Genomic DNA, 11,749 nt, shown 5'->3' on the forward strand with positions numbered 1-11,749 from the left:
TTGGATGCTGTAATGACTCAATCGACACCCGCTGTATGCTCGACCGACACCACCGATAACGAACATGGCCTCAGCCCGATCGAGGCCCGCTCGCTGATCGAGCAGGGCGCCGTACTCATCGATGTGCGCCGCGCCCAGTTCCGCGATGGCCAGCCGCGCCTGGAAAAGGCGGCGTGGTTGCCCCTGACCGATATCGAAGCCTATTTCGCCGCTGGCAAGGGCACCGAGCTGGGTGTACATGGCAAGGAGCAGCCCATCGTGCTGTTCTGCGCAACGGGGGCCGGCTCGGTCAACAGCACCCAGCAACTGCAAGCCCTGGGCTATGGCCAGACCCGTTACATCAGGGGCGGCATCCAGGCCTGGCTGGCCGACGGCCTGGCTGTCGTCGCCGCAGAGGCGCAATGAGCGGGGCTCGCTTGCACCTCAACCTCAACCTGCTGAATGCCGGATTCTACGGTTCGGCATGGCGCTGGCCGGGGAGCGATCCCCTGGCCTTCGCCAAGGTCGAGCATTACGTGGCGTGCGCGCGGATCGCCGAGCAGGGCTGTTTCGATGCGGTGTTCCTGGCCGATAAACCCGGCCTGGTCGAGGTGCCCGAGTACCGCCCGTTCCAGTCGCTCGACCCGCTGCTGGTACTTGCCAGCATTGCCAGCGCGACTCGCCATATCGGCCTGATCGCCACGGCGTCGACCAGTTTCAACAGCCCCTATGACCTGGCGCGGCGTTTCGCCTCGCTCGATCACCTCAGTGGCGGGCGCGCCGGCTGGAATGTGGTGACCACGGCCGAGGCCGAGATCGCGCGCAATTTCGGCCAGGCGCAATCGGCCAGCCACGGCGAGCGCTATCGGCGCGCCGATGAGTTCGTGGGCCTGGTCAGGGGCCTGTGGGACAGTTGGCAGGATGATGCATTGCTGGGCGACCCGCAAAGTGGCCGCTTCATCGATCCAGCGCGTATTCAGCCACTCAATCACCAGGGCGAATTCTTCCAGGTCGCCGGCCCGCTCAACCTGCCGCGTTCGCCCCAGGGCCATCCGGTCGTGGTGCAGGCCGGTTCTTCCGCCGATGGCCAGGCGCTGGCCGCGCGCCAGGCCGATGTGGTGTTTTCCCTGGCGCAGAGCGTGGCCCAGGGCCAGGCATTCATCCAGGCGTTGCAGGCGCAGGCCACTCAGGCCGGGCGCGTTCGCCCACGGGTCATGCCGGGCCTGGTCACGGTGATCGCCGACACTGAAGAAAACGCCCGGCGGCGCCAGCAAGCGCTGATCGAGCTGATTCCCATCGAATACGGCCTGGCCCGCCTGGCGCTGATTCTCGGCATCGACCGTGCGCGCCTGCATGCCGACCGGCCGATTCCGCTCGACCTGCCTCAGGGCCAGGGCAACCAGACCATGTTCCAGGCGACCGTGCGGGTGGCCCGCGAGGAAAACCTGACTGCCCGCGAACTGGTCGGGCGCCTGGGCGGTGGCGGCGGGCACCGCATCGTCGTCGGCACCCCCGAGCAGGTCGCCGACGATATCGAGCACTGGTTCCGCAATGGCGCGGCGGACGGTTTCAATCTCATGCCGGATGTCCTTGCCGAAGGTGCGCGAACCTTCGTCGATGAAGTCGTCCCGCTGCTACGCAAACGTGGCCTGTTCCGGACGCACTACCAGGGCCATACCCTGCGCGAGCATCTCGGTCTGGAACGGCCTGCCCATCCCCTGGCGAGGCCAGAAGGCCCGAGACCGGCATCATGAGTTCTGTTCGAATCCTGCGCGACGAGCGCCAGTCCCTGGAGGCGGCCGCGGCATTCGCCCGGCAGATCGCAGCGGGCGTGCGCGGCCGTGAAGAAGCGCGCAACCTTTCCGAAGACGACCAGGCCTGGCTGGCCCATAGCGGGTTGCTCGGCATCAACGTGCCAGGCGAACACGGCGGTGCCGGCGTCAGCGTGACGACCCTGATCGAGGTGGTGCGGCTGATCGCCAGTGTCGACCCGAGCGTGGCCCAGACCCTGCAAAGCCACTACAGCAACATCGACCGCTTCGCCCGCCTGGGCACGCCGTCTCTGCAGCGTTTCTTCTTCGCCCGGGCGCTCGCCGGGCAGCGCCTGGGCAACGCTTCGTCGGAGCGCGGCGGGCAGACCGCCGGCATCAACACCACGGCGCTGCGCGCTGCCGGGGACGGAACCTGGCGGCTCAACGGCAACAAGTTCTACGCCACCGGTGCCCTGACCGCCGACTGGATCGCGGTTCGCGCGGTGGACCCGCACGGGCAGGTCGCCACGGCGTTCGTCGAACGCCTGAGCCCCGGCATCGCCACGGCGAACAACTGGCACTCCATGGGCCAGCGCGGCACGGCCAGCGGCAGCGTCAGCTTCGACGAGGTGGTAGTCAGTGCCGAGTTCGTCCAGGTGTTCGCCGGCAACTCGCCCGAGGCGCAGTTGAACCGCGCCATCACCTTTCTGATCCACGGCGCGATCCAGGCCGGGATTGCCGCCAACGCCCTGCACGATGGCGCGGCATTCGTCACCCAGCGCGCGCGGCCCCATCCGGAAATCGTCGCCGAAGGTGGCGCGGTGCGGGTCGCCGAGGACCCTTATGTGCTGATCCGCTTCGGTCAACTGGCGACTCGCGTGCATGCGGCCGAGGCCCTGGTGTTGCGTGCCAGCCGGATGATCGACCAGGCCAGCGATGCCGACGGTGTTGTCGACCCGCAGAAGGTCGGCGAATCACTGGTGGCGATGGGCGAGGCGAAAGCCTTCGCCGCGGATGTGGCGCTGGAGGTCGCCAACGAGATTTTCGGCATGGCCGGCAGCAGCGCGGCGGACGAGTCGCTGAACCTCAATCGGCATTGGCGTAATGCCCGCACCCACAGCCTGCACGACTCGGTGACCTGGAAGTACCAGCAGAGCGGACGCTACCTGCTGCACGGCGAGTTCCCGTCGTGGACGCCGTTTCGTGCCGAGCCGCAGGCATGACCCTGCGGGTCGGCATTCATCCGGGTAATCAAAGCCTCTTCCTGTTTCGCCACCTGGCCGATGTGCCTGGCGTTGAATGGCATACGGGCAGCCCCGAGGCGCTGCTGGCGGCCATGTCGCGTGGCGAGCTGGATATCAGCGGTGGCGGTTGCGTGCCGCTGCTGCGTGCGCTGGCCTCTGGTAGCGAACTGATCTGGCTCGCCGGCAGCCCGCCACGTCCCGCTTTCGCGGCGCTGCTGACGCCTGTCGACAGCCCGATCGTCAGCCTCGAAGACTTGCCCGGACGGCGTGTGCTGATTGCCGCCGGCTCCTGGCACCTGCGCTTTCTGGCGCTGGCCATGACCAGCATCGGCGCACGCCTGGCCGATCTGCAACTGCTCGAAGGCAAGGGCGGCATGACCCGTGTGCAGGCCGCGCAGGCGGATGCCTGGGTCGCCAGCGGCGCGGGGCTGGTCGCCGCACGGGCCGAAGGCTGCTGGCGCGAAGTGCGATTGCCGCACGCGCAACTGGCAAAGGCCGGATGGCTGGGCAATCGCTCGCTCGTCTACGGGCGCCGCCAACTGCTCGACGAGCGGCGCGCGGAACTGCAGGGGTTTCTCCGGCAACTGCGTGAGCACAGCCACTGGGTCAGTCAGAATCTTGCGCAGGCGTCGGCCTGTCTGGCGCATGCTCACCCAGGCGGCGAACCGCCGGCACTCTGGCAGCAGGCCCTGCAGGCGCTACCCTGGGCGCTTGAACCGATCACCCCGGCCCATGGCCGGGAAATGCAAATGGCCATCGATGTGCTGGCCCGTGACGGTGTGTTGCCGCGTCCGCTGGACATCGCAACCTGCCTGGCCGATCCGGCACTCATTTTCTAGAGGAGGATGTACATGTCCGTATACACCACGCTCATCAGTGCGCAGCAATTGCAGGCGCTGGGTGACACCGCGGCGCTGTTCGATTGCCGCTTCGACCTGGCCGACCCAGACAGCGGCCGCACGGCTTATCGGCAGGGCCATCTGCCGGGGGCGAACTACCTGCATCTGGACCGCGACCTGAGCGGTACCAAGAGCGGCCATAACGGTCGCCACCCGCTGCCGGAGCGCGATGCGCTGAGCCAGCGCCTGCGCGAGCTGGGCCTGCGCCAAGGCCAGCAAGTGGTGCTGTATGACGCTCAGGGTGGCATGTTCGCCGCGCGCGCCTGGTGGCTGCTGCGCTGGCTCGGGCACTCGGCGGTGGCGGTGCTCGATGGCGGCATCCAGGCCTGGCAGGCCGCCGGCCTGGCGCTGGAGCAGGAGCAACCGAGTAACCCGGCGGGTGACTTCCAGGCTGGCGATTCGCGGGTCGAGTCGGTGACTCGCGAGCAACTGCTGGCTAATCTGGAGAGCCGCCAGTGGCTGGTCGTCGATGCGCGCTCGGCGGATCGTTATCAAGGCCAGAACGAGACCCTGGATGCGCGGGCCGGGCATATTCCCGGTGCGGCCAATCGTTTCTTCCGCAGCAATTTGCAGGAGGACGGCTCGTTCAAGCCGGCCGCGACATTACGCGAAGAGTTCGAACAGTTGCTGCAAGGCCGCTCAGCCGATCTCAGCGTGCAGCAATGTGGTTCCGGCGTGACCGCCTGCCACAACCTGCTGGCCCTGGAGATCGCCGGGCTGGCCGGTGCGCGGTTGTATCCGGGCTCGTGGAGCGAGTGGAGCAGTTACCCCGACGCGCCGCTCGCGACCTGATAGCCGCGAGCGAGTGGCGGGTGGGCAGGCCATCAGGCCTGCCTGGCTCGCAGGCGTGCCATCGAGCGTTCGGGATGAATCAGCAGCAGACCGAACGCACCGGTGACGAGCAAGAGCGCGGCGGAAAACTGCAGGGCCGCGTCGTAGCCACTGAGCAGAGCGCCCGGCTGCGCCTGGACGATCCAGCCGAACACCACCGGGGCGATGAAGCCGACCGAGGTGACGCCGGCGAACAGCACATGCAGCACGGGCCCGCGCTGGGCATTGGGCACCACCTCGCCGACGATGGCGGTGGACAGGATGAAGGCCAGGTGCGGCAGCTTGAAACCCAGCAGTAACAACACCACCTTGCTCACCCCGAGCGGCAGTTGCACCGCCAGCAGCAGCGCTGCGCCGGCGCCGACGATGGCCCCTGCGGCCAGCCCGCCACGTGCCACCCGCGAACTCCAGCCACGCAGCAGCAGGCGTTCGCTGAACCAGGTCAGGCCGAGCATCAAGGGCGGCGAAACGCCGAGGATCACCGAGGTCAGCCAGCCGGTCTGTTCGAGGTCATAACCCAGGCCCTTGTTGAGGTAGGGCGTCAGCCAGGATACCGACAGGCTGCTGATCCAGTAACCGCCGATGAGCATCACGATCAGGCCGACGATGCTCGGGTCGCGGGCGATCTGCCAATAGGAAATCCGCTGTTGCGCCTGTTCCTTGAGCGACTCGGCATGGCCGATCGGCCCGTCTTCGCCGATCCAGAACCAGATCACCACCCACAACAGGCCGATCAGGCCGCAGAAGACGAAGGCGCTGCGCCAGCCGTAGGCGAGGATGATGCTGGTCAGCAGCCAGCCACCGATGAGAAAGCCGAAGGCCACGCCCTGGGAGATGATCGCGGTCGGCAGGTTGCGCCGCTCCGGCGGGAACCAGCGGTAAGCGGCATGCATCACCGAGGGGTAGCCAGGGCCTTCTGTCGCGCCCAATAGCACACGGCAGAGCAGCAGGCCCAGGTAGCCGCTGACGAACACCACGGGAAACTGCACCAGCGACCACAGGCTGACCAGCAGCAACAGCGTCCATTTGCTCGGGATGCGATTGGCGAACAGCACGCCGAACAGCACGCCCGAAATCGCGAACAGCCAGTACAGGCTGCTGGCGATGGTGCCGTACTGCAACGGCGTGAGTTGCAGCTCATCCATCAGGTGCACGGATGCCAGGCTCAGCACCAGCTTGTCCAGGGTACTGATGGCCTGGAACAGGAACAGCATGGCGACGATCAGCCAGGCTTTTTTTGCCACGTTTCGAGTGCTCATGTTCTGCCCTGCGCCGCGTTGGTCGAGAGACCGTCATCGTTCTGCCAGATCAATGGAAAGCGGCTGCTGCGAGCGAGCGCCTGGCCGGGCAGGATCTCCGCTTCGGGAAAGGTCAGCGGGTCCTGGTAATGCTCATGCCGGGCGTAGCGCAGCGCTTCGCCGAACCAGCGCGTGGCGTAGGCGACCCGGCGTTTGTCCGAGGAGTGGTTGCCACGCGCGGAATGCACGATGCGGCCATTGAACGCCAGGCAGTCGCCGGCCTTGACCGGCCAGGAAACGATCCGGTATTGGTCGCGCTGCTGGTGATAGGCCGGCGTACGCGGCAGCTCCGCGTGGGGCGTTGCATCGCCCGGATGCCAGACCTTGGCGGGCGGGTAGAGCGGCCCGTGGTCGCTGCCAAGGACGAACTCCAGGGCGCCGCTGTCGACGTCGCAATCGGTCAGCGCCATCCAGAACGTGCAGACCTGGTCGCCACTGCAGGCCCAGTAGGGCTGGTCTTGGTGCCAGCGATAACGGTCCTTGGCGGTATCGCTGTCGAGCATGAACAGGTGGTCGAAGTAGAAACGCACCTGCTGCGCGCCCATCAGTTGCCCCGCCAGCGCGGCCAGGTCCGAGTCGTGAATCAGGCGTTCGAACTCGGGTTGCTGAAGGTAGGCGTGGCGCTGCGACAGAAAGGTGCCGCCGCCATCGGCGAGGTTCCTGGCCAGGCTGCGTTGCTGGGCCTGGAACGCATCCAGTTGCTGGTCGGCAGCGGCCAGCAGTTTCTTCACCCGCTCGGCATCGACCACGCCGGGCAGCAGGATCACGCCGTCGCGCTGGTAGGCCGTGATGTGTTCGGCGCTCAGGCGTGCATTGGAAGTGGAGGCTGGATTCGTGCTCATTGCGCACCTTCCAGGGCCGGCAGGTAGTGGCTGGCGATGATCGGCTCGACGTCCTCGGCCAGCACGAAGCCCGCTTTCACGTTGTCGCGCAGGACGTTCTCGACGTGGCGAAGGTAATCGGCGCGTTGTGGGTAGAGCGTGTGCAGCCGCTCCTTGTCGAAGGGTTCGTAGATGCCGCCCATGCGGCACAGGCGGTTGTTTTCCGGCTTGAGGCCAGGGTTGAGCGCGCCGCTGTTGCGGGCCAGCGGCACCTCGACATCCGGCAGGCGGATGCCGCCGAGCGCGTTGCCCCAGCGGTCACGCTCCAGCTCGACCTGTGGCAGCAGGCTATGCACCTTGAGCGGTGGGGCCGAAGGTGGCTGCGTGCCGTTGGCGATCCAGTCGCGCAGGTGTTCCAGCAGCGCGGCCTCGACCAGATGAAAGGGCACGGGGGTATTGGGCTGGTAGCGGCAGGTTTGCGCCGTGTTGCGTGAGGGCAGCGATTGCTCCGGGAAGTCCCTGGCCACCTGTTGGCTGCGGATTGCCTGGCCGTAGCGCGAGGAGTGCGATGCCCCGGCGACTTCCCAGGTCACGCGCCGTGAATTGTCCGGCTGCCGCGCATTGGCCTCGTCGCCGCCGATGAGGTCCGATTCGCTGAGAATCTTGGCGACCTTGACCGGCGTGTCGTCGCGTACCCGGTCGCCCATGCTCACCACCAGCAGGGCGCCGTCGAACACGGGTTGGCGCGGGTGCACCGAGTTCAGGTAGATGGCCAGGCGCCGAGCCGATTGCGAGGCGCCGGTGGCGATCAGCCACTTGGCCTGCAACCCGCCGAGCAATGCCGTGCCGTTGCCTGGGGGCTGGCGCAGCGCTTGCCCGACCTGGGCGAAGATGTCGTAGGCCAGGGGCGAGTCTTCGACGATCGGTCCCTTGGGCGTCGACACCTGCAGGCTGGCGTAGCGCTGCGGGTTCCAGTGTTGCAGCCCGAGCGGGCCACTGACCCCGGTTTCCTGGGCACTGACGCCCACCCAGGCATAGCCCTGGCGAATCAGGTGCTCATTGAGCGGGTTGCCGACTGCCGCGCCGTCGAATCCCGCGGTGACGTTCAGCCACTCGACCAAGACCACGCCGTTGAAGCGCGTTGCCTGTACGGGGCGACGCACCAGGACGCGGGTCTTGTAGGCGTGGCCATCGGTGAGCACGCCGCCGGTGACCAGTGAGGGCAGGTTGTACACGGCGCCTTGGCCGGAGACGAAGAACTCGTCTTCGCGATAACCGGCCTTGGCCAGGTCGCTGCTGCTTGCGCTGAACGGGTAGTCTTTCGCTGCATTGCCGACGGGGCCCGAGGCGATCGGGCCCTCCACCAGCAGCGCAGCCTGCGCCGATGCCTGGATCAGCATCAGCAGCACACCCATGGCGAATGGATTGTGCATGGCTGGCTCCTTCTTCCGGCTCAGTAGTTGTACTTGAGGGACACGAACACCGAGCGCGGATCGTTGTAGAAGGTCGGCATCAGGTACGGCGTGCCGCCTGACTGCTGCAGGCTGATGCGCTGGCTGTAGCGCTTGTCCAGCAGGTTCTTGGCCGAAAGTTGCACGGCCCAGTGGTCGTCGGCGCTGGTCCAGTTCAGGCGGGCGTTGACCAGGGTCTGCGGCTTGAGCTGGGTGACGGCGATGTTCTGGATTGAGGTGTGCATCTCGGATTGGTAGGACGCGTCGGCGCCGATGCGCCATTTCGAAGCCGTGGCGATTGGCAGTCGATAGTCGAAACCCAGCGCGGTCTGGAACTTGGGTGAGTAGGGCAGTTCCGCGCCTTCGAAGGCAGTGTTGTTGATCACCGAACCGTCTTTGAGCGTGGTGCGGCTCTCCACGCCGTCGAACTGGTCGAGGCGGCTGTTGAGGTAGGACGCGCTGTAGAGAATGCTCAGCGCGTCGGTCGGCGACCAGCGGGCTTCCAGCTCGATCCCTTCGGAGTGCGCTTCGCCGACGTTCCAGCGGCGGCTGAAGCCGTTGACCGGGTCGGTGGTGGAAAGCTGGATGTCCTTGAACTCGTTGTAGAACACGCCGAGGTTCAGGGTCAGGTTGTGCGCCGGGAAGAAGCTCTTGATCCCGGCCTCGTAGGTGGTGAGGATTTCCGGCTCGTAGGCGAGGGTGGATTGCAGGATGTTCGAGGTGGTGTTGGTGTTGAAGTCGAAGCCGCCTTGCCGTGCGCCCTGGCGATAGCTGGCATAGACCGATACCTCGGGTGTCAGCGCATAGGACACACCGACCTCCGGCAGCAGCCGGTCGGAACGGTCGGTGGCCGACGCCGACCAGGCCAGCGGGCCGACCGGCGCGTTGTAGAAGTCGTCCAGCGATTGCGGATAGGCGCGGGTGGTGCCCGATGCCGGGCCGTACATGCTCGGGTTGTTGGTGTAGATCTCGTGCTCGAAGCGCAGGCCCAGGGTGCCGGTCAGGCGTGGCGTGATCTTGTAGTTGACCTTGCCGAACAGGCCGTAGTCGGTGGTGTTCTGCTTGTTGTAGACGTCGAACAGGCGCGTGGTGCTGGCGGCCGGGTTGGTCAGGTTGGTGGTGGCGATGCTGTTCGCGCGGCGATCCTGTTCCCAGAACTCCTTCAGGTAATAGAGGCCGGTCGAGAAGTCGAAGCGCTCGTACTGCCCTTGCAGCTTGAACTCCTGCTGGTAGGCGGTATCGCGATAGACCGCAGCCGATGCGTTGCGCCCGTACAGGTCGCCGAAGTTGTCGTAGTAACCGTCCTGCTTGAAGTGCCGGGCGCTGGTCAGCGAACTGAGGGTCAGGTGCTCGTTCAGGGTGTAGAGGATATTGGTGGAGAAGCCGGCGGTGTAGAAATCGCTATCGGCATCGACAGGGTTGGAGACGGCGTATTTATCGGCGGCGAGCAGGTTCGAGAAGCCACGGTTCTTGCTGTCATCGTAGCTGCCGTCGACGGTGAAATTGATTTCCAGGTCGTCCTGGGGCAGCACGCGCAGCTTGGCGCGGCCTCCGGTCCAACTGATGTCGTTGGCTTCACTGCCGGTGCTGGTGTTTTTCTCCAGGCCATCGCGGGCGTGGCGAGCCAGGGCCAGGCTGCCGAAGAGTTTGTCCTCGACCAGTTCGCCACTGACATAACCGCCGACGCGGTATTCGTTGTCGGTGCCGTAGCCGATCTCGTAGCTCTGCCGGGTCTGTTCCGTCGGCACGCGGGTGGTGAAACGCACGGCACCGCCTTCGACATAACGACCGCCGTCGAAGCCGACCGGGCCACGCTCCACATCGACACGTTCGATATCCAGCAGTTCCTGCACCGAACCCAGCTGGCGGGTCAGGTAGACACCATCGACGAAGGTGGCGGTGGAGGGCACGATCTGCCCGTCGGTCTCGCCGATGCCACGGATGATGTAGTTGGAGTTGCCATTGGAAAAGCTGGCCTTCGGTTGGTAGACGTTGGGCGAGAAGGTCGTCGCTTCTACCGAGCTGCGAATGTCCAGACGCTCCAGTTCTTTCGCCGACAGGCTGGTCTTGCCTGTGATGGTGCGGCGCTCGGCTTCATGCGCCTTGCTTTCCTGGTCGCCGCTGACGACGACGGTGGACAATACCGTGTCCTTGTCACTGGCCTGCTGCGCACTGGCCTGAAGCGGAAACAGACCGGCACTCACCGCCAGCGCCAGCAAGCTGCGCTGCATATTCGATCCAAACATCTCTTACTCCCCAAATTTCATATCGATCAAAACCGGCGACGTCCCACTGCCTGGCAAAGGCCTCGTCTCCTTGAACTCGGTCGACTTGGAAGTACTCGGTTGGCTATGGCGCTTTGCGTGCTCACGTCAGTGCTCGTAAAGCCATGAGTAAAAGCATATCGAGCAACTTTATTCGGCGATAATATTTTTTGGTGAGATTTTATGCGCATATGGATATATGCGTGCGGCTTGGATCAAGCGAGCGCCGACCTTGCTCATCGGTTGCGAAGCAATGGGCAATGCTCGAGGTGGGCTGGTTGCAAGCGTCGACCGGGGAGGGCAGGCAGTCGCCTCAAACGCTGGTTTCAGCCTCGACCAACTGGCGAAACAGTTCCAGCGAGCGTGAGCGGGAGTCGTTGCGCCAGATCAGCCAGGTCTTCAACTGGCGGAACGCGTCCTTCATCGGCCAGGCGCTGACCGAGGCGCTGCCGGGCATGTTCTCCAGCATGCTGCGCGGGATCACCGCGACGCCGGCGCCGGCGCTGACGCAGGCGAGCATGCTGTGGTACGACTCCAGTTCGCGAATGCCCCCCGGCGCGGCGCCGTCGGCGGCGAACCAGCTTTCGAAGTGGTGGCGGTACGAGCAGTTCGAGCGGAACACGTAGATCATTTCACCGTTGGCATCGAGACCACGCTCGATAGGCGCGTGATGGGAAGGCGCGATCACCATCATCTCCTCGTCGAACACCGGCATGCCGCCGAGCGCCGGGTGCTTGATCGGGCCGTCGACGAAGGCGGCGATCAACTGGCCGTTGAGCACGCCATCGATCATCTGCCCGGACGGGCCGGTCGACAGGTCCAGTTCGACCTTGGGGAATTGCTGGTGATAGCTGGCCAATAACGGCGGGATGCGCACCGCCGCCGTGCTTTCCAGGGAGCCGATGGGAAAGCGGCCGTTGGGTTCGTTGCCGGACACCACCGCGCGCGCTTCTTCGACCAGGTCGAGAATGCGCGTGGCATAGGCGAGGAAGTCATGACCGGCCAGGGACAGGCGCAGGCGGTTGTTCTCGCGGATGAACAGGTCGGCACCAAGATCGGCCTCCAGTTGCTTGAGGCGCGTGGTCAGGTTCGACGGCACCCGGTGGATGGCCTGGGCCGCAGCGGCCACGCTCTTGTGCGCGGCGACGGCGCGGAAGATTTCCAGTTGCACGAGGTCCATGTTCATTCTCGATTCGTGAGCGATATGCTCA

General features: G+C 65.5%; 10 protein-coding genes. 5 read left to right on the forward strand and 5 right to left on the reverse strand.

All coding sequences use genetic code 11. From position 1 onward, the window contains the following. Positions 1 to 12 precede the first annotated feature (12 nt). From ACSZPK_RS25115 to ACSZPK_RS25135, 5 genes are read left to right on the forward strand one after another with little or no spacing between them, the layout of a single operon-like run. Positions 13 to 405: a rhodanese-like domain-containing protein gene (locus ACSZPK_RS25115; protein WP_437884348.1), complete on the forward strand. Its 393-nt coding sequence runs from the start codon at positions 13 to 15 to the stop codon at positions 403 to 405. Next, positions 402 to 1,733 carry an LLM class flavin-dependent oxidoreductase gene (locus tag ACSZPK_RS25120; protein WP_437884349.1) on the forward strand — a complete coding sequence of 444 codons (1,332 nt, stop codon included), beginning with the start codon at positions 402 to 404 and terminating at the stop codon, positions 1,731 to 1,733. The genes ACSZPK_RS25115 and ACSZPK_RS25120 overlap by 4 nt, the downstream gene beginning before the upstream one ends. After that, positions 1,730 to 2,953 carry an acyl-CoA dehydrogenase family protein gene (locus ACSZPK_RS25125; protein WP_437884350.1) on the forward strand — a complete coding sequence of 408 codons (1,224 nt, stop codon included), beginning with the start codon at positions 1,730 to 1,732 and terminating at the stop codon, positions 2,951 to 2,953. The genes ACSZPK_RS25120 and ACSZPK_RS25125 overlap by 4 nt, the downstream gene beginning before the upstream one ends. Beyond that, complete coding sequence (locus ACSZPK_RS25130) at positions 2,950 to 3,813, forward strand: hypothetical protein (protein ID WP_437884351.1); 864 nt, start codon at positions 2,950 to 2,952, stop codon at positions 3,811 to 3,813. Before ACSZPK_RS25125 ends, ACSZPK_RS25130 begins: the two co-directional genes overlap by 4 nt. A gap of 12 nt (positions 3,814 to 3,825) precedes the next feature. Further along, a complete protein-coding gene (locus ACSZPK_RS25135; RefSeq protein ID WP_437884352.1) occupies positions 3,826 to 4,665 on the forward strand; it encodes a sulfurtransferase in 840 nt (279 codons plus the stop codon). Positions 4,666 to 4,697: 32 nt separating this feature from the next. Here ACSZPK_RS25135 and ACSZPK_RS25140 read toward each other — a convergent pair whose 3' ends face one another. From ACSZPK_RS25140 to ptrR, 5 genes are all read right to left on the reverse strand, one after another. Further along, positions 4,698 to 5,963 carry an MFS transporter gene (locus ACSZPK_RS25140; protein ID WP_437884353.1) on the reverse strand — a complete coding sequence of 422 codons (1,266 nt, stop codon included), beginning with the start codon at positions 5,961 to 5,963 and terminating at the stop codon, positions 4,698 to 4,700. After that, positions 5,960 to 6,844, reverse strand: a complete 885-nt coding sequence (locus ACSZPK_RS25145) for a phytanoyl-CoA dioxygenase family protein (protein WP_437884354.1) — start codon at positions 6,842 to 6,844, stop codon at positions 5,960 to 5,962. Before ACSZPK_RS25145 ends, ACSZPK_RS25140 begins: the two co-directional genes overlap by 4 nt. Continuing rightward, a complete protein-coding gene (locus ACSZPK_RS25150; RefSeq protein ID WP_437884355.1) occupies positions 6,841 to 8,256 on the reverse strand; it encodes an alpha/beta hydrolase domain-containing protein in 1,416 nt (471 codons plus the stop codon). The genes ACSZPK_RS25145 and ACSZPK_RS25150 overlap by 4 nt, the downstream gene beginning before the upstream one ends. A 20-nt stretch (positions 8,257 to 8,276) precedes the next feature. Continuing rightward, entirely contained in the window at positions 8,277 to 10,520 is a 2,244-nt protein-coding gene (locus tag ACSZPK_RS25155) for a TonB-dependent receptor (protein ID WP_437884356.1), read from the reverse strand. A 331-nt stretch (positions 10,521 to 10,851) separates the two neighbouring features. Continuing rightward, entirely contained in the window at positions 10,852 to 11,718 is an 867-nt protein-coding gene (gene ptrR, locus ACSZPK_RS25160; RefSeq protein WP_437884401.1) for a putrescine utilization regulator PtrR, read from the reverse strand. Positions 11,719 to 11,749: the final 31 nt, after the last annotated feature.

The organism is Pseudomonas sp. LRF_L74 (genome assembly GCF_965644255.1).
Classification (GTDB): Bacteria; Pseudomonadota; Gammaproteobacteria; order Pseudomonadales; family Pseudomonadaceae; genus Aquipseudomonas.

Coding starts and splice junctions, on each gene's coding strand:
- ACSZPK_RS25115 (WP_437884348.1), top strand. CDS start 13: ATGACTCAATCGACACCCGCTGTATGCTCGACCGACACCACCGATAAC.
- ACSZPK_RS25120 (WP_437884349.1), top strand. CDS start 402: ATGAGCGGGGCTCGCTTGCACCTCAACCTCAACCTGCTGAATGCCGGA.
- ACSZPK_RS25125 (WP_437884350.1), top strand. CDS start 1,730: ATGAGTTCTGTTCGAATCCTGCGCGACGAGCGCCAGTCCCTGGAGGCG.
- ACSZPK_RS25130 (WP_437884351.1), top strand. CDS start 2,950: ATGACCCTGCGGGTCGGCATTCATCCGGGTAATCAAAGCCTCTTCCTG.
- ACSZPK_RS25135 (WP_437884352.1), top strand. CDS start 3,826: ATGTCCGTATACACCACGCTCATCAGTGCGCAGCAATTGCAGGCGCTG.
- ACSZPK_RS25140 (WP_437884353.1), bottom strand. CDS start 5,963: ATGAGCACTCGAAACGTGGCAAAAAAAGCCTGGCTGATCGTCGCCATG.
- ACSZPK_RS25145 (WP_437884354.1), bottom strand. CDS start 6,844: ATGAGCACGAATCCAGCCTCCACTTCCAATGCACGCCTGAGCGCCGAA.
- ACSZPK_RS25150 (WP_437884355.1), bottom strand. CDS start 8,256: ATGCACAATCCATTCGCCATGGGTGTGCTGCTGATGCTGATCCAGGCA.
- ACSZPK_RS25155 (WP_437884356.1), bottom strand. CDS start 10,520: ATGTTTGGATCGAATATGCAGCGCAGCTTGCTGGCGCTGGCGGTGAGT.
- ptrR (WP_437884401.1), bottom strand. CDS start 11,718: ATGGACCTCGTGCAACTGGAAATCTTCCGCGCCGTCGCCGCGCACAAG.